We start from the raw sequence: 18,169 nt of genomic DNA, 5'->3' as shown, positions 1-18,169 counted from the left end.
GTGCTGCCGGTCTCGGTACGACTTCTCCATCATCAGAACGGATATCTTCGAGTCATTATGAATAAATCAGCAGGAATAGCGGTTGGCGTTATCGTCGTGGCGGGCGCATTGATTACCGCGGGTGCCTGGTACACCGGCAATCAACTGGAAGGCGCGCTGAACGATTCGATCAGCAATGCCAATCAGCAACTCGCCAAATCATTCAAGGGCAGTGAAACCAGCGTGACGCTGAAACTGGTCTCGCTGGACAAGCACTTTTTCAGCAGCACCGCGCATTACAGCGTCGATATCCAGAACCTGGCGGACAGCACGCAGAACAGCCAGTTTCTGCTGGTCGATCAGATTGAACACGGTCCAGTCCCGTTGTCCCGCCTGAAAACCCTGAACCTGCTGCCGGTCATGGCCCTGAGCAATTTCCAGCTGGAAAAAAGTCCGAGTTCCGAGAAGTGGTTTGCCATGAGCAAAGACGTCACGCCACTCAAAGGGCAGGCCAGCATCGGCTACGACCGCGCCACCAAGGGCTGGCTGCAGATGGCACCGCTGGAAATGACCGACGTGGACGGCACGTTCAAGTTCTCCGGTCTTGAGCTGAAAACCGAGTTGTCTGCCGATGCTGAAAAATACAGCGCTGTCGGCGACATGGACTCTCTGCAACTCAACGTCGCCTCGCCGGACGGTCCGGTCAATATCGAAATCAAAGGCATGACGTTTGATACGGGCGGCACCAAAGGCAAGTCCAGCTTCTATCTGGGCCATACCAACCTGAAAGCCCAAGGCTTCAATTTCCAGGTGGTCGGCAAGCCACAGGTGCAGATCAAGGATCTGTCTGCCGTCAACCTGACGCAGGAAGACGCGGGCAACCTGGCCGCTCAGGTCAGCTACGACGCCGGCATGATTGCCTATGGCGGCAAGGATGTTGGCGCCGCGCACATGGGCTTCAAAATTGCCAACTTCGACGCGGCGGCCAGCCAGGCGCTGGGCCAGTTCTATCAGGACAAGATCCTGCCGCAACAGCAAGCCGCAGCGGCCCAGGAACAGCCTTTCCGACTCGAGCTGAGCCCTGCCGATCAGGAGCAGATGAATACCCAGCTGAAGAAGCTGTTGGCGGCCAAACCGCATATCGAACTGGAAAAGCTCTCGCTCAAAACCAGCAACGGCGAAAGTCATATGCGCATCGCCGTCGACCTGACTGATCCGGGTTCGCTTGATCAGCCCTCCAATGCGCTGGTGCTGAAAACCCTCGGCGAGGTCAACGCCAAGGTCGTGCTGTCCAAACCGATGATTCGCGATCTCGCCACTCAGCAGGCCATCCGCGAAGGTCAGACCGACCTCAAAGTGATCGCCGAGCAAGCCAAGGCCGCTAGCGACATGGCCAGCGTCATGGCCGAGATGATGCAACTGGCCAAGGTCGACGGCGACAACATCGTTTCCGACCTGCACTACGCCAATGAAATGGTCGACTTCAACGGCCAGAAAATGACCGTGCAACAGTTCGTGAGCACCATCATGGGCAAAGTCGGCGCGCTGGGTCAGCAGTAAGCTGCCGAGCCGTTGATCGGGACGCTCGCAACAGCGTCCCGACTATCAACAGGCTACTTCGTCAGCCCCACCAGCGTATCCGCCAGTTGCCGGGTTCGTTGCGAAGTGCCCGCGGTCATGTCGCTCGACCCTTCCAGTTCAGACAGCAAACCGGTGAGCGTCCCGACTTCCAGGGACTGCTCCTCGATGTGCTGCGCCACCTTGCGAATTTCCTCGGCGAGACGCTCGATATCGGTGCCGATATCATTCGCGTTCTGCGAGGTCTTCTGCGCCAGCTGGCGCACCTCATCGGCCACCACGGCAAAGCCCCGGCCCATTTCACCTGCCCGCGCCGCCTCGATGGCGGCGTTCAGGGCGAGCAGATTGGTTTGCCCGGCGATCTGCTGGATCGTCTGCACAACCGACTGAATGCGCAGGCTGGACTTGGCCAGCTCTCGTGAACCGAGCACCACCTCGTCGGCCTGGCTAACCAGGCTTTTGACGGTATTGCCTGCTTTGTCGATGACCGTTTCCTGCTGCGTGATGGTCTGCGAAAGCTCGTCCATCGAAACATGCAACTGGCCAGAGTAGTGGCGCAACTGACCGGCAATCTCTTCCTGATCGTGATGAGCCTTGACCAGCACGTCACCCAGGTCGCTCAGCCCGCTGAACACCGGACGAATCTGCTCGTCCAGACCGCTCGGGTCAATGGTTTGAACGAAGTTGCGCTGCTTGAACTGGTCGATCTGCTTGACCACCACATGGCTCAAGCCAGCCAGCTTCTTGATCTGACGGCGCAGAAAAAACGCCTTGAATTCGCCGTAGTAGGCGATGAAGTTATCGATGTAGTCATCGCGGAACGGCTGGCCTTCCGGCACTTTGAAGAAGAACACGGCAGTGAGGGTCTGGTTGAGGTTAAGGCCCAGGATCTCTCCGAAGGTCGAGAAACCCACCACTGGCGTTTCACCGAACACGCCATTCATACGACTCAGTTCGCTGCCGTTATTCAGGCGGCGCAAAATGCAGTCGCTCAACAGGCCAAGCAACGGCTTGCCGGACTTGCCCTGCAGAAAACGCGCGAAGTCCTTGCGCGTGGTATCGATCATCGAGGTTCGCTTGACCATCACCAGCTCTTCGCCGGGCGCGACGTCGCAGAACAGATGCACACGCTCGCTCTCGTAATCGATACGCGCAATCGAACGCACGAACAGCTCTTCGCCCACCCGGATGGCGAACGAGTACTGCGCCAGCTTGCCTTCCAGTTCATGCCGTTCGCACTTCAGCGCGTCACACAGCGCCGCTACCATGGTGGCGATCTCGCCTCTGGAATTGACCACCTGGCTGATATAGCGCTCTTCCAGCGATGCCGTCAGAACGCTCATGCTCAGTGGCGTAGCCTCAAAATTCTGGCTCTTGAACACGCCGAAGCGCACGTTCTTCGCGCTCTTGAGAAACACCACCTGCGCGTGGTTTTCATAGCTGCGCTTGCCGTCGTGGATCAAGGTCTTCTTGAAATCGCCCTTGCCACCCGCCGAGCCACCGACGAACAGGCACGGAAAACGGCCCGACTCGTACAGCGCTTCCATGAAGAACGACTCCGATGCGGACAGGCCGTCGAACGTGACGTAGGCCAGCGTATCCCGATGGTCGACAGGCGTGCTGACCTGCGTGCGCTTGATCGAGTCAGTCAGCCGCGCAATCCGCTCACTCATCGACAGGCGCCTGCCCGTGCCGCGAATGTCTTCGCTGTGCAACGGGATATGGACCATCTCCGCGCTCGTGATCACGCTGGAGTCGAACAGTGCCAGCACGATCCGGTCCCACTGGTTATCCGCCGCGCAATACAGCGAGTCATTGCTGGAGCAGAGTTCGCCTGATGTCGTACACAGACTGATCTTCGCATTGGGAAAGCGCGCAGCGACCGCCCGCGCAACCTGATCGAAATCCACGTGCGGCGAAACGAAGCCGGTGAGGTAGACCGGATCGAAACTCAGGGCCGACAGTTTGTTGTTCAATTCCCGGGCAGACGTGATGACATTGAGTACGCCTCCGGTCCGCGACGTACTAGCCCGAAAACGAGATAGAAAGCTCATGATTGAGTCCGAAAGAGGAAAAAGCAGAGGCCGGAAAAAGGCCGATATCATTTAATCGGCTGCTGACGGGTTGGGGTGAGCGTGTCGGGCGATGAATTTTGCCTATATGCGCCGTTCCGGCCACGTGTCAGGCATCACCCGTAGCCGCTACACTCGCCATCCCCACAAGGACGCCCCAAGGACCTGCAATGCCACTTTCTTCTGACACGCTACGCCGTAAGCTGGTGCTCTGGTTATACGCCGTTGCAGGCGCCCATTTGCTGGGCAGCCTCGTGTTCACCTGGGCCGGCTTTTCCGGCTTGCTCGACAGCTACCTGACCACGCTCGAACAGGCGTTCTGGACCGAAACAGCTCCTGCCGCCGCCCGCGCGCAGCAGGTCTGGTGGATGGCCCTGTTCGGCGCCACCCTGCAAACGTATTCCGTGTACATGCTGGCGCTCGTGCATCTGGGCAACCGCCTGAAAAGCGCCATGCCGTGGGGCTGGCTGATTGCCGGGCTTCTGCTCTGGGCGCCTCAGGACATCCTGATTTCGGTGCGCGGCGGCGTCTGGTCGCACGTTTGGCTGGATCTGGCGGCGTTGATTGCGTTGCTGCCGCCGTTGGTTTGGTTGTGTTGGTTTGATCGTCGGGTCTAAGGTGGCTGTGTGGAGTTTGGCGCGAGCTCGTGGCATTGGCCCGCGCTACTGTTTCCGGAGTGATGTCCCAGATGTGTATTCAAACCTTCTGGTTCTTCAGTCAATCAAGCTGGCTTTATGGCGCCTAGTTTCTCAGTGCTTACAATCTCTACGCCCTTTAAATTTAATTGGTTGACGAGTTCGGCCGCGGCTGGGGATAGGAAGACTATATCCAGTAACGTCGTTTCGTCAATTTCAAAAAAGTCTAACGTGGCTTCGCTTGTAAGAATAAGACTTTCGATACTTTTGATTTCTCCTGTCTTCCTATATGTAATGGATGACTTGTCCAAGTCGATAACGCCGGCGGATACTAGTTCTGACATCTGTTGGCGAATAAAGTAATATCCTCCTTGCTCCATAGGCACTCCTTTGGGAGACACGATATCAAGTTTTGCGACCTCCCAACTGCCAATGTTCAGTGTTTTTAACGCAGACCAAAAGCGCTCACTCACAATGTGGCCTTCGAAACTAGTACGTAGGTCGAATTCATATCGCTTGTCTTTAGTGATCAAAACTAAGCTTTCTGGCAGTTTTGCTTTAGGCTCTCCAGGATCTGCATAATGCCAGTCCTGACTCATTCCTCGGTTGTACGCTCCGGTAGAGAAGGCCTCGTGAATAACACCGTCGATAAAGATTGGACAATTTTTGTCTTTCCTGTAAGCAAGTGTGTAATGCATAAAAACCTCTTTTTAGCAAAGTCGACCAGTACTTGATTTTGTTCGTATCTTTCCTGATACAGTTTTCTTGCGAAGGCTGCGTTGAAGTGATTCAACATGCTGCCTAGCTTGCGCCCGAGATATTTCTTTTCGAGAGTAACGTTTGGAAATTCTTTTTAACTTCTCATCGACAAGGTCGGAATAGTCTTTGTGCGATCCGTTGTGGTGGACCTTTCTTCCGATAACTTTTGCTTTAGCTTCACTGTCAGGCATGAGCAGACCGTTGCTGGCCTTGTCCCGTGTGCCGTCCATTCCAATCCTGTTAAGGAATCCTTCGTGACGATTCCATACTTGTACCGGAATAACATGCTGTGCCTGCATGTTATCTCCTACAACCCCACCTAACGATCTATCCAGCGCAGAGCTCGGACTCCACCCCCACGGATCCACCCACCCAATCGGATTCGGCGCGTACTGATAAAGATTCAACCCACCCGCCAACCCAATCGGGTCCGGCGTGGTAAACCGGCCAATATCCGGATCATAAAACCGGAACGTATTGTAGTGCAGCCCTGTTTCGCGATCGAGGTACTGGCCCTGGAATCTCAGGTTCTGTTCTTCGATGTAGTAGGGCTCGCGGATTTCTTCGACGGTGTTGCCCCAGACCCGGTAGCGCGCTTGCCAGACGGTCTGGCCGTCGTTTTCGGTCAGTTGTTCGGGCAGGCCGTTGAGGTCGTTGTGGTAGTAGCGGACCTTTTGCAGTGCGCCCGTGCCATCGATGCGGGCCAGAGGCTCGTAGCCGCTGTCGGGGTACACGTACAGGCTGGTCTGACTGTGCTTCTTTTCTTGCAGCAGGCGCATGCCGTCCCAGGTGAAGCGGGTTTCGCCGAGCGGAAAGCCGTGCTCGTCGTGCTCGGTCTTGGCAATCCGCCGCCCTAGCGGGTCGTAGGCCATCTTCACTACGGTGTCGCGCGCGCCGCCGTGGTTGCGCACTTCGATCAACTGGTGTTCCGCGTCGTAGATAAAGCGCTGGACGCGCTGGCTGCCGCTGCGTTTTTCGATCATTCGGCCGAAGGCGTCGTAGCGGTAGCGTTTGTCCTGATAAGTCAGCAGCTTGTTATGCACCACCAGCCCCGCGCTTTTCGGCGGGCCGTCGAGGAGGTTGGCGGCGGCGTCGTAAGCGAAGGTTTCGTTCTGGCCCTGAACGTTGTCCTGGCTGGCGATGATGCGGCCGGTGGCGTCGTAGTGCAGCAACTGGCGATGGTCACCTCGTGGCTGCTGGTCGAGGCGGCCAATCAGGTTGTCTGCCGGGTCGAAGTCGAAGTGTTTCTGCTCCGCGGCCGGAAGGATCGGTGACTGGCTTGCGAGCCGGCGCTTACGCGAGCGCAGTCGGCCGCTGCGGTCGTATTCGCTGCGGGTGATGATCTGACCTTGGGTGCGCAGCACTTCGCGGTGCAAGCGGTCACGCTCGAAATCACTGATGACCTGGCCGTCCAGATTGATCTGGTGTAGATGCCCGCTGCCGTAATACAGCTGATTGAGCCAGCGTCCGTCAGGCAGTTGCGTCTGGCTCAGGTTGCCCAGTTCGTCGTAACGGTATTTCAGGCTGCCCGCCGCGCTCTGCTCTTCCAGCAACTGGCCGAGCGCGTCGTAAGTAAAGCTCAGGCTTTGTTCCTCGCCAGCGTGGCTTGTGAACGTCACACCGGTCAGTTGATCAACCGGGTTGTACAGGTACGCCGTCCTGCCGTCGTCGGTGACTTTGGCTATCAGGCGTCCGGCTGCATCGCGCTCCAGCGCGTGAACGATCGGCGCGACCGGTTCGTCAGGGACCACTGCCAGCCCGTTGCCGAATGGAGCAGGGGTGTATTCCAGTCGTATGACACTGTCCAGCGCGTCGTAGGTATATCGCCGGCCGCTGCCGTCCAGGTCCTGCTGCTGCGTCAACCGGTCGCCTGCGTCCCACGTAAAACGATAGCTTTCAGCGTTCTCGTTGGTCAGGGCCTGCAGGCGGCCGTAGGCATCGTAGCTGAACTGCACCGAGCGCCCGGCGGCGTCCACGCGCTGACGCACCCGGCCCAGCCGGTCGTATTGATAGCGAGTGGCATGCCCTGCGGGATCAACGTAGCCGATGAGCTGTCCGCTGCCATCGCGCAGGTATTGTTCGATGCGCTCATCAGGTAACTGACAGTGCAGCAGACGACCCTGGCGATCATGCTCATAGCGCGTGCGTTCACCGAGGGCATCGGTCACAACCTGCAAATAACCGTGCCGGTCGTAACTGAAACGTGTCGGGTAACCCGAGCAGTCAACGTGTTCGATCAGTTGCCCAAGGTCGTTCCATTCAAGGGTCTTGTGCTTGCCAGTGGCATCAATGATCTCAATGGTCTGGCCGCGTTCGTCATAGCGATACTGCGTCACCTGACCCAGCGGGTCTGTCTCGGCAATGCAATTGCCACGCTGATCGTAGCGGTAGCTCCAGTTGTTGCCGGCCGCATCGGTTTCCACCAGCGGCAGTGACCACAGCTCCAGCCACAGAACGGACTCGCGACGGCCGAGCGGGTCAAGCGTTTCGCTCAGATTGCCCGCTTCGTCGTAACTGTACTGATACTGCCCGCCCAACGGATCGGTTGCGCTCAGCAACTGGCGCTCGTCACTCCAGTTGAAGCGCCAGGTGTTGCCCAGCGTGTCGGTGTATTCGGTGATCTGTTGCTGCGCATTCCAGTGGCGAACACTGATACGTTGCAGGCCGTCGATGACGCGGGTGATGCCGTTGCGCAAATCGTAATCGAATGTGTAGCTGTCGCCTTCGTCGGTCCAGTGCCGGACCACGCGCCACTCGACGCTGTCCACCTGCGCCCACTCATAGAAACAGCGCATGCCGGTGGGCAGTTGATGCTCGGCCATGCGCTGGCCCGCGTCATACGCAAAGCGCCGCTGGACCTGCCCGAGCGCATCGCGAACTTCGGCCAGATTGCCGAGAGCGTCGTAATCGTAGCTGACCAATACTTCACGTTGCTGATCGGCAAACAGCCGCTCAACGTGCTGTACGCGTTCAGGCCATTGCGCGCTGTAGGTCAGTTCAACCTGCACAAGGTCCAGCGTGTCGCGCAGACCGATCAGTTTTCCTGCGGCGTTGTAGTCGAGGTAAATCCGGTTGTCGTTGCGGTCGCCGAGTTGGCTGAGGCGCAGCCGCGCGGGATCAGCGAGCGTCGGTTCGAACAACCGGTACAGCCCGTCATCACTCTCGATCAGCAGCTGGCCATTGTCATTGCGACGCACCGCCAGCCCCTCGCCGGGGCTGAAGACTGCTCCACCCAGGGCGATGCTGCCCATGTCGATGCGTCGGGCCTGTTCATCGGTGTAAATCAGCCGCTCGCCGCCATCAGGATGTGGCTCAATCTGCACGCTGATTTCATAGGGTACGCTCCAGCCTGCACCCAGCAGACTGTGCTGGCGCTCATCGCGGCTGTTGTAAAAGCGCTGCCAGTCGATGAGCAAAACGCCCGGCAATACGAAGTCAAGTTCGTCCTCGCCACCCAGCACCTTGGCGCCCGTGGCGGCATGCACCGGATTGGGCGAACCGGACATGGCGTTGTTCAGCGCCCCGGTGACCTGGCTGACGACATAACCGTTCACGGCAGACAGCAGCATGCAGGGCAGGTTGGCGCGAAACTTACCCTTGCCGCCCTTGAGCATCATCAGGACGGTCAGCGCCAGGCCGACGCCAGGCGTTTTACCGCTGCGGATTTCCCGCACCACCACCGAATCGCCGCCGATGGTCACGTTGGATGAGACCATTCCCGACGACACCACCTTGGCTTCGCAGGTGCTGCGGTCGCCGCTACGCACGGCGGGCTGGCCGTTGATGCTGACCTTTTCCGAGCCTTCCGCGAGAAACTGCGGTGGCATCGGCGGATGCTTCATGCAGGTGACCAGATCCAACGGCTTGGGCACCGCACCGGGCACCGGTTCTGCGACAGTGGGCTGCCAGAGCTGCGAGAAAAAGCCCTTGGCCATGTCCAGAAAGCCGGACTCTTCCGGCTTGCCGACACTCATCAGGTTCGGCCCGGTGTGCGGGGCTTCTTCGTTTTCAGCGTCTTCCTGTTCGCTGTCCAGTGAGCGCAGCGGGTTCATCTGCGACGGCACGGCGCCAGCCGCTCGTGCAGCCGGAATCGAGTTGATCAGTGTGTTGGTAGAACCGGTGAGAATCGTGGCCTGTACCGTGGGCGGGAACAGGCCATTGGCAATCGTTTCGCATAAATCAGTGAGCCCTCGGTCTGCCCCCGTCCTGCTCATCGCCAGACCGACGATCACCCCCACCACCGCACCGAGCACACAGGCACCCAGCCCGCCGGTGGCAACGGTAATGCCGGTCGCCGCGACCACCGCCATCGTGGCCAGCGACCCGATGGCGGCGTACGCGGCGACCTCGAGCACGCCGCCCAGGATATCGGCCATCATTGAGCTGTGTTCGAGACCGTCGCCCAGTCGGGCAGCCCATAACGCGTCAGACATTCAGGGCGCTCTTCATGCGAGGGTCAGCGTCTGCTTGAGCGTCGCCCAATGGGCTGCCTCCGCATCTCCCAGCGGCTGAGCCTTGACGTAACTGAGGGCGATCATCTTGCGGGTGCCCGGCAGCACCAGCGCCAGCTGGAACTGAAAGACTTTTTCAGCGCCCTTGCTGAACTGGCTGCGCAGTTCGATCGCTTCAATCGACTGATCGGCACCCAAGCGTGTGCTTTGCACCGGTTGATAGCGCAGGTCCTGAACCTGCTGCTCCAGGCGCTTCAGTTGCGCGTCGAAGTTGCTGTGCAGGGTTTCGCCGTCGGCCAGTTGACTGCGGCTGACAATCAACGACGTTCCCAGCGCCGGAAACTTGAGAATGTTGATCGATGCGTCCAGCAGTTCGCTCTCGGGCAGTTGCAGCTGAAACTCATTGAGGCGGTAAACCATGGGGCTGACATCTCGTTATTGGGGCTTGGGAAAGGCGCTGGCGATATTGGCGTCGATGGTGGCTTTGATGCCCTGACCGTCAGGCGCGGCATCGGCACCCTTGCCATTGTTCAGGTGCAGCACGCCACCGGTATTGAATTGCGCGTCGCCGCTGGCGTGCAGGCTGATCTGCACACCGCAGATATTGATCTGGCCGCTGGCGTTGAGCTCCAGCACGCTTTTGCCGCATACCAGACGCAGGTTTTCACCCACTTCAATGATGTAGCTCTGGCTGACGCTGTCGGTCTTGCTCGATCCGACGGCCAACACATCGTCCTGTTTGACGATGCGTACGCGGTTGTTACCAATCAATACGGTCTCGTCATGACCGATACTCTTGAACCGGTCGTGGCCCACCGAATGGCTTTCATCCACCTCGACGATCACGTCCTGATTGCGCTCCGCATGAATGTACAACTGCTCTGCACCTTTCTTGTCCTCCATGCGAATCTCGTTGAAATTCGCAGGCGTGCCGCCCTTGCTGGAGCGGCTTTTCATGCCGCTCTGGGTGGCATTGGCGGGCAGGTCGTAAGGCACGGTCTGTTCGGCGTTGTACACACGGCCAGTGATGATCGGACGGTCGGGATCGCCTTCCAGAAAACTGACGATCACTTCCTGGCCGATGCGCGGGATCTGCATCGACCCCCAGTTCTTGCCGGCCCAGGCCTGCGAGACGCGAATCCAGCACGAGCTGTTTTCGTTGGACTGGTCGTGGCGGTCCCAGTGGAAATGCACCTTTACCCGGCCAAACTGATCCGTCCAGATTTCCTCGCCAGTGGGACCGACCACTACGGCGGTCTGCGGGCCTTTGACGATGGGGCGCTGGGTGCTGGCCAGCGGCCGAAAGCTCTGCTGGGCATCGATGCAGCTCAGGCCCAGTTCAAATTGCACACCGCCACCGGAAGCGCCGCTTTCCAGGCTTTCCTGCGCCAGGTAGTAACGTGCGCCGACAATCAGGTATTCGCGGTTCTGATCCTGACGGCCGAAACCGGTCAGGCTGAACAGATGCCCGGCACCCAGGCCGCGCGCGTTGCCGCTGAGCTCGATTCGTTCGTGCAGGCTTTGCAGTGCCTCCAGACGAGTGCGCGCATAGTGTTCGCCGTCCTGGCTCTGCACGTAGGTGCCGGGGTAATCGTACAGCGGGTAATCGCCGGCTGTGTGCGGACGCGGCATGGCCGAGCGTACGTCGATGCTCGCGCTCGGCCGCTGGAAGTCGTAGTCGTTCAGTTCCAGTGAGCCCGGCTGCACTTCCTGAGCCAGCCGCCAGTCATTGATATGATCGCGCTCGCGGTGCTGGCCGTCGGGTGGAAAGTAGGGCACCGATTCATAACCGGGAGCGGGCTGATGAGCGCCATAGGCATCGGCCAACACCAGTACGTGGCGGTCTTTTTCGTGACGGAAAAAGTAATAAATGCCTTCCTGTTCCATCAGGCGGCTGACGAAATCGAAACTGCTTTCGCGATACTGCACGCAGTATTCCCACTCGCGATAAGGCTTGCTCAGGGCGTCTTCAAAATCGGAAAAGCCCAGATCGCGGAACACTTGCTTGATGATCTGCGGAATCGTCAGGTTCTGGAAAATCCGGCAGTCGGACGTGCGGGTCAACAACCACAACCACGGGCGCAGCGTGACCTGATAGCTGGCGAACTGATCGCGGGTCACGTTCTGGCTACAGCGCGCCACAATGCCATGAAAATAGCGCTGCGCACCGCCCGCCAGTTGCACGGACAGGCTCATCGGCTTGCCCAGCAACTGGTTGAGATCCAGAGCGCCGTCCACCGAGGTCAGTTGCAGGTCATAACTGAACAGCCGCCCCAGTTCATCGCCACCGCTCATTTCCTTGAGCAGCAGCACATCCGGGCCGAGCGGGCTGCTGACTTGCGCCAGACGCGTGAGTTGCTGGAAATTCATAGGTTGTCCCGTTCAGCGTTCAACGGCTGCACCGCGCCGAGCGTTTCAGGCCGCTGCATCACTGAACTCATAATGCAGTTCGTTATCGCGCTGGCTGATGCGAACCCCCGCCAGCGCCTTGCCTTCCAGCATGCGGGTCAGGAACTCGCGGCTCATGTCCGGCAGCAAGGTGTTGGTCAGGATCGTGTCGATCATGCGTCCGCCGCTTTCGGTCTCGGTGCAACGCGACACGATCAGGTCGATGACGTCATCGTCGTAATCAAACGCCACCTTGTGGGTGCTCTCGACCCGCTTTTTGATCCGATCGAGCTGCAGGCGCGTGATGGCCTTGAGCATGCTGTCGCTGAGCGGGTAATAGGGGATGGTTACCAGGCGACCCAGCAGCGCAGGCGGGAAGATTTCCAGCAGCGGCTGACGCAGTGCCTTGGCAATGGCTTCCGGGTCCGGCACGTTCAATGCGTCTTTGCACAGGTGCGAAATCAGTTCAGTGCCCGCGTTGGTGGTCAGCAGAATCAGGGTGTTCTTGAAGTCGATCACCCGACCTTCGCCGTCCTCCATCACACCCTTGTCGAACACCTGAAAGAAAATCTCGTGCACATCCGGGTGAGCTTTTTCGACTTCATCCAGCAGCACCACGCTGTAGGGCTTGCGGCGCACCGCTTCGGTCAGTACGCCACCTTCGCCGTAACCGACATAGCCCGGAGGCGCGCCCTTGAGGGTTGAAACGGTATGCGCTTCCTGGAACTCGCTCATGTTGATGGTGATGACGTTCTGCTCGCCACCGTACATGGCCTCGGCCAGCGCCAGCGCCGTTTCGGTCTTGCCCACCCCGGACGTGCCGGCCAGCATGAACACGCCAATCGGCTTGCTCGGGTTGTCGAGCCCGGCGCGTGAAGTCTGGATACGCTTGGCGATCATCTGCAAGGCATGGTCCTGACCGATGATGCGTTTCTTCAGGTGCTGATCCAGATTGAGGACGGTTTCCAGCTCGTTGCGCGCCATGCGGCCCACCGGGATACCGGTCCAGTCGGCAACAACCGAGGCCACTGCCTGATAGTCCACGGTCGGCAGAATCAGCGGGTTTTCGCCTTGCAGCTCGCTCAGACGCCGCTGCAAGTCGACCAGTTGCTCGCGCAGCGCCTGTTGTTCGTGGTTATCCGGGTCGGCAATCACATCGACAGTCCCTGCGCGGTCACGCAGTTGCGCACGTAGTGCCAGCAGCTCATCAACCAAGGCCTTTTCATCGGCCCAGCGGGTTTCCAGCACTGCCAGACGCTCGCGCTCGGCGTTGAGCAGGGTTTCGCTGTGGCTCTGGCGGCTGGCCGTGACAATGCCGATGGCGTGTTCACGGGCGATGATCTGCAGTTCGGTTTCCAGCGCCTCGATGCGGCGACGGCTGTCGTCCACTTCGGCCGGCACCGCATGCAGGCTGATGGCGACGCGGGCGCAGGCGGTGTCCAGCAGGCTGACGGACTTGTCGGGCAACTGACGCGCCGGAATATACCGATGGGACAGTTTCACCGACGCTTCCAGCGCTTCATCAAGGATCTGCACCTGATGGTGCTGTTCCATGGTCGACGCCACGCCGCGCATCATCAGCAGCGCCTTGTCTTCCGACGGCTCGGCGACCTGCACAACCTGAAAGCGGCGGGTCAGGGCCGGGTCTTTTTCGATGTGTTTCTTGTACTCGGCCCAAGTCGTCGCCGCGACCGTGCGCAAGGTACCGCGTGCGAGTGCCGGTTTGAGCAGGTTGGCCGCATCGCCCGTGCCTGCCGCGCCGCCCGCACCGACCAGCGTGTGGGCTTCGTCGATGAACAGAATGATCGGCTTTGGCGAGGCCTGCACATCTTCGATGACCTGACGCAGGCGTTGTTCGAACTCGCCTTTCATGCTGGCACCGGCCTGTAGCAGACCGACATCCAGGCTGCGCAATTCGACATCCTTGAGCGCCGGCGGCACGTCACCGGCCACGATGCGCAGGGCGAAACCTTCGACGACGGCCGTTTTGCCGACACCGGCCTCACCGGTCAGGATCGGGTTGTTCTGGCGGCGGCGCATCAGGATGTCGACCATCTGACGAATCTCTTCATCACGACCGACGATAGGGTCCAGCTTGCCGCTGCGCGCCTGTTCGGTCAGGTCGACGGTAAATTTGTTCAGCGCTTCCTGCTTGCCCAATGCACTGGGCGACATCGCGCCGCTGGCTTCGCCCGGCACTGCACCGGCGTTGAAACCGTCGCTGGCGCTCAAGGCGTTTTCCGGGGAATCGCCAACGTATTCGTCAAAACGCTCGCTCAGGGTTTCGACCTTGAGCTTGTCGAACTCCGCCGACAGGCCCAGCAGGGCATGCCGCAGGCTTGGCGTCTTGAGGATGCCGATCACCAGGTAGCCGCTGCGCACCTGGCTTTCACCGAACATCAGGCTGCCGTATACCCAGCCACGTTCGACCGCTTCTTCAACGTGGGAAGACAGATCGGTGATCGAGGTCGAACCGCGTGGCAGACGATCCAGGGCCTCGGTCAGGTCGCGGGCCAGTCGCGCCGGTTCTACGTTGAACTGACGAATGATGCGGTGCAGGTCCGAGTCCTGAAGCTGCAACAACTGATGAAACCAGTGCGCCAGTTCGACATACGGGTTGCCCCGTAACTTGCAGAACACCGTGGCCGCCTCGATGGCTTTGTAGGCGACGCTGTTGAGTTTGCCGAACAGCGCGGCGCGACTGATTTCACCCATGTTTCCTGCTCCTTGAAATATGTGCTGACGTTGCCTGGTCGGCGTAGTGCCGGGCCAGAATCAAATCCCTGGCGTCCTCTTCGGGTTTGCCGAGCCAGGTATTGAAACCCAGCCGCTGGCGCCCGTTGAGTTGAAAAGCCGGAACCTCGGGCTGTTCGAGGATCAGGTTCAGATCCCAGTCCAGTTCGTGGCCCAGATACTCGGCAACCCAGGCCACCAGCTCTTTGAACGACTGACCGTCAGGCAACATGCCCATGTAGTCATCGAACTTGAGCGGCCCGAGCCGTATACGAAATTTGTGCTGACGATCCCAGACGTGGCTGCCCAGACAGAAATCCACCCCCAGTTGGTTCGAACTGACACCCACGCGGCTGCGCTCTGGCAATTCAAGCCATTGGCCGACGTACTCTTCGATCTCCACCGGCAGGCCGAAGTACTCGGACAGAATGGCGCGCAGGCCATCCGGGTAGCGGGTCTGGGCCGCCAGATGGCCGCTGAAATGCAATTTGGCCGTGTCTGCAATCAGACCCTGCTCAAGCAGGCTCGGCATGCCGCGTCCGCTGAGTGCTGCGAGCCGTGCAGACCAGTAATCATCGTCCGGACGATCATGGCTGACGGTCGGGCGGGCTTCGGCCCAGGCGCGATAAAACAGGCTCAACAGCCGATGATGGAACACGTCCAGAAAGCGTTTGCTGGTGCTGTCGGCGTTGTTGCGTTGACGTTCGCGCACGTACTCGGTGATGTGCAGCGGTAGCGGTCCATTGGGGCCGCCCAGGCCGAAGAAGAATTGCTCCAGACGCGCCGGACTGTTTTCGCTCGCCGGCGTCATGGAGGCCAGCGTCGACGGTGCGAAGGCGCTGTCCGGTTGTTGCCCCATACGTAGCGGGTCGTCGGCCAGACGCACCGAATGGCCGATCCTCGGCAGGTCCGGCGATTCGCACTCGATACGCCGCAACGCCTGGAAGAAATCGAATTCCCAGGGCTGCTCCTGCATGGCCGTCACAGTATTCAAAGGGTCGGACGGCGTCCGGGTCTGGCTTTCCATCGCATGATCTCGCCGCGTTCGGTGGTACGTAACACCGTCTCGGTAAAGCTGTTGATTGACACGTAACGTGCCAGGAAACGCTCGAACACCGTGCCGAGCAAAAATACCCCGGTACCGCGAAATGCGTTCTCGTCAAACTCCAGAGTAATCTCCAGCCCCCGGCCAAACACGATCGGGCCTGGCATAGGCAGACGGCGCGTGCAGGGTTTGCTGCTGACCTCGCGCAGGCCTTCGATCTGCAATTGCAAGGCAACGTCGTGATCGTCGCCGTATAAGCGGAGCAATTCGCGCAATGCCGCTGCGCCCTGACCCTGTTCGCTCAACGACAGGTAGTTCAGTGACAGCTGGCTGATCAGGCGCCAGGCCTTGTTGTCGTGGGCGTGGCTGGCGCGTGGACGGCTCGGGCCAGCCAGGCAACGCACTGCCGACACCGGCGCGCTGTCGGCGAGGGTAAAATCGGTCTTGCCGCTGCCCACACTCATGAACAGGGGCAGGTCACGATTGGTGCATAACGCGCTCAAGCCCAGTTGCCGCAAGTCATGCCGGTAGGGCGCTTGCTGGCTGTCGACAAGGCTGATGAACGTTTCGCTGCCCACATAGTTCGAGCGTGTGCCGTTGCGTCGCTGCTCGCTGGACAGCACGCGTGGCTCTCGGCGCAGCACGTAGTAAGCCTTGTCGCGGCCGTAACGCGACGGGTCGCGCACAGCATAGAACGGCAGAAATGGCTGATCCGGTCCGGTGCCGTGCCCGGTGACGGTCTTGAGCGAATGAATCTCGAAATCCATCGGTCGGGTCCGGTCGGCAATCGCATGATGCTCGTGGACGCGATCAGTCAGATGAATGCGGTCAAGACGGCGCGGGAACAGGTTGATGGCAGGTGTGCAAAACGGCACGAATTGCTCTGCGCCAACGCTGCTTTCCAGGCTTTGCTCGAAACTGTTGAACAGCACGATCAGCTCCAGTTCCTGCCCGGCGCAGCGCTGCACGGCACGGGTCAACTGGCTGAAGTCGACGAACAGAAAGCGCTGCGGCAGGGCAAAGTATTCCTGCAACAGGCGGTAGCCCTGAAATGCCTGGGGCACTACAGGCAGTGCTGCTTCACGGTCATCGAAACCGCAGGGGCGCAAGGCGTCGGCGGGCAGGCGCTCCACCCAGTCGCCGCCCGGCTGGCGGGCAAACACGGCACAGGCGTTGCCGAGCAGTTGCTCGTAAAGGCGGAAGGGTTGCTCGTCTGCGCCATGCAGGAACAACGGCAGGTTATCCAGCCCCAGCTTGTCAAAAGTCAGCTCTGCGCCAGTGCGCAAGGTGATGCGCAGCCCTGCCTTGGCCTTGGGTTCGCTGGCAGCAAGGCGTCCGAGCACTGCCGCCGGATTGCCGAAGTACTCGGCCTGGGTAACCTGCAAGGGCCACAATGTCACTTCATGAGCGCTTCGATACTCGCAGGGTGTCTGGGAATCGCGGCCCAGCGACGCGCGCATCACGCTGTCGCGGGGCAGGGTGAAGCCGCTGCTCAACGAACCCTCGTTCGGGTCGGTCTGCATCTGCACGACGGTCATCGAAGGCGTGGGCGCCAGGTAATGCGGGTAGGCGATTTCAAGCAGGTTGTGAGTGAAGGTCGGGTATTCGGCGTCCAGTTTGAGCTGCACGCGAGCGGTCAGGTAAGCAAACCCTTCCAGCAGGCGCTCGACATACGGATCTGCGCAATCGAGCCCCGACAATGTCAGACGTCCGGCGATCTTCGGGTATTCCCTGGCGAACTCGGCAGCGCTTTCGCGAATATGTTGCAGTTCCTGGTTGTACAGCCCCAACAGGCGCGGATTCATGAGCGCCTCCGTTGTTCGGCAGGCATCACCTGTACATGCCCGGATTCCAGATCCAGCTCGGTGCGCAGCAACAGGGGCAGGGCGACCGGTTGAGCCCACAGGTCGCCCTGAATTTCGAAACTTAAAGCGTTGTGATTCATTTCGTCACGTCCCACTCGGGCCCTCACGTGCAATGTCTGGGGCAGGATGCGTGGCTCGTAAGTCACAATCGCGCGGTGAATCAGGCTTTCCAGCAGGCCGACATCGATACTCGACGCGCTGTTGCCCGCCAGCGCCGGCAATCCGTAATTGACCACCGAAGTACCGGCTGGGGTGTGCAGCGTGGTATCGGCGTCCAGCAACGACGTGGTGTTCAGCAGCCAGGCCAGATCACGCAGCACCGAGGCTTTGAGCTGACTGAGAGACAGCACGCGCTTGTCCGCACTTTCCTGCGGATTGCTCGGGTCTTCGTCGGTCAGCCGATCAAGCAGCGATGGCTGCAGGCGCTCGCGCAGAGTGATGTCGTTCACCAGTCGAACAACGCTGTGTAGTCTTTCTGATCGCCGACGCCGCGCACGAGACGGGCGCACTGGTTTTTCCAATGCCCGTCGCAAGGTTTGCCCAGCTCGAACATCGTCGAGATCTTGAGGTATTCATTGCACACAGTGATAAACGAGGGCTTGGCCATGACTCAGGCACCTTGCGGCAGTAGATCCATTGCTGTTCAAGGCGTGGCGCCCCCAAC

11 protein-coding genes and 2 pseudogenes are annotated in these 18,169 nt (G+C 59.8%); 2 read left to right on the top strand and 11 right to left on the bottom strand.

The genetic code is table 11. The features are described 5' to 3' along the window. The first annotated feature begins 57 nt into the window (after positions 1-57). Positions 58-1,539: a YdgA family protein gene (locus I9H07_RS23400; RefSeq protein ID WP_024672794.1), complete on the top strand. Its 1,482-nt coding sequence runs from the start codon at positions 58-60 to the stop codon at positions 1,537-1,539. A gap of 53 nt (positions 1,540-1,592) precedes the next feature. Here the strand turns inward: I9H07_RS23400 and I9H07_RS25225 are convergent. Together I9H07_RS25225 and I9H07_RS25220 are read right to left on the bottom strand one after the other, a co-directional pair. Beyond that, positions 1,593-1,949 (bottom strand): annotated as a pseudogene (locus I9H07_RS25225) (methyl-accepting chemotaxis protein); the annotation flags it as partial. A 555-nt stretch (positions 1,950-2,504) separates the two neighbouring features. Continuing rightward, a pseudogene (locus I9H07_RS25220) lies at positions 2,505-3,611 on the bottom strand (FIST signal transduction protein); the annotation flags it as partial. Positions 3,612-3,799: 188 nt separating this feature from the next. On the opposite strand from I9H07_RS25220, the gene I9H07_RS23390 reads away from it, so the two are divergent. Beyond that, positions 3,800-4,246 (top strand): hypothetical protein, encoded by a 447-nt coding sequence (locus I9H07_RS23390; RefSeq protein WP_024672792.1) that lies wholly within the window; start codon positions 3,800-3,802, stop codon positions 4,244-4,246. Between the two features lie 104 nt (positions 4,247-4,350). Here the strand turns inward: I9H07_RS23390 and I9H07_RS23385 are convergent, their stop codons facing one another. The 9 genes from I9H07_RS23385 to I9H07_RS23345 are packed head-to-tail and all read right to left on the bottom strand — an operon-like array spanning position 4,351 to position 18,112. Continuing rightward, the gene (locus I9H07_RS23385; RefSeq protein WP_024672791.1) at positions 4,351-4,962 is read right to left on the bottom strand and encodes an Imm43 family immunity protein; all 612 of its coding nucleotides are present in this window, start codon (positions 4,960-4,962) and stop codon (positions 4,351-4,353) included. 12 nt (positions 4,963-4,974) lie between these two features. Beyond that, positions 4,975-9,456, bottom strand: coding sequence for an RHS repeat-associated core domain-containing protein (locus tag I9H07_RS23380; protein WP_236425079.1), 4,482 nt, complete (start codon positions 9,454-9,456; stop codon positions 4,975-4,977). Positions 9,457-9,468: 12 nt separating this feature from the next. Further along, on the bottom strand, positions 9,469-9,894 hold the full coding sequence (locus I9H07_RS23375; RefSeq protein ID WP_058824817.1) for a DcrB-related protein: 426 nt from the start codon (positions 9,892-9,894) through the stop codon (positions 9,469-9,471). Between the two features lie 15 nt (positions 9,895-9,909). Beyond that, positions 9,910-11,844 (bottom strand): type VI secretion system Vgr family protein, encoded by a 1,935-nt coding sequence (locus I9H07_RS23370; protein WP_058391036.1) that lies wholly within the window; start codon positions 11,842-11,844, stop codon positions 9,910-9,912. A gap of 45 nt (positions 11,845-11,889) precedes the next feature. After that, a complete protein-coding gene (gene tssH / locus I9H07_RS23365) occupies positions 11,890-14,577 on the bottom strand; it encodes a type VI secretion system ATPase TssH (RefSeq protein WP_236425078.1) in 2,688 nt (895 codons plus the stop codon). Then, complete coding sequence (tssG, locus tag I9H07_RS23360; RefSeq protein WP_024672786.1) at positions 14,570-15,622, bottom strand: type VI secretion system baseplate subunit TssG; 1,053 nt, start codon at positions 15,620-15,622, stop codon at positions 14,570-14,572. The genes tssH and tssG overlap by 8 nt, the downstream gene beginning before the upstream one ends. Beyond that, a complete protein-coding gene (gene tssF / locus I9H07_RS23355) occupies positions 15,586-17,445 on the bottom strand; it encodes a type VI secretion system baseplate subunit TssF (RefSeq protein WP_024672785.1) in 1,860 nt (619 codons plus the stop codon). Before tssF ends, tssG begins: the two co-directional genes overlap by 37 nt. Further along, entirely contained in the window at positions 17,442-17,954 is a 513-nt protein-coding gene (gene tssE, locus I9H07_RS23350; RefSeq protein WP_419149019.1) for a type VI secretion system baseplate subunit TssE, read from the bottom strand. Before tssE ends, tssF begins: the two co-directional genes overlap by 4 nt. After that, the gene (locus tag I9H07_RS23345) at positions 17,951-18,112 is read right to left on the bottom strand and encodes a hypothetical protein (protein ID WP_161632854.1); all 162 of its coding nucleotides are present in this window, start codon (positions 18,110-18,112) and stop codon (positions 17,951-17,953) included. The genes tssE and I9H07_RS23345 overlap by 4 nt, the downstream gene beginning before the upstream one ends. Between the last annotated feature and the right edge of the window lie 57 nt (positions 18,113-18,169).

It is taken from the genome of Pseudomonas syringae, assembly GCF_023278085.1.
Lineage (GTDB): Bacteria > Pseudomonadota > Gammaproteobacteria > Pseudomonadales > Pseudomonadaceae > Aquipseudomonas > Aquipseudomonas syringae_Q.
This window is presented reverse-complemented; position numbering and strand designations above follow the sequence as displayed.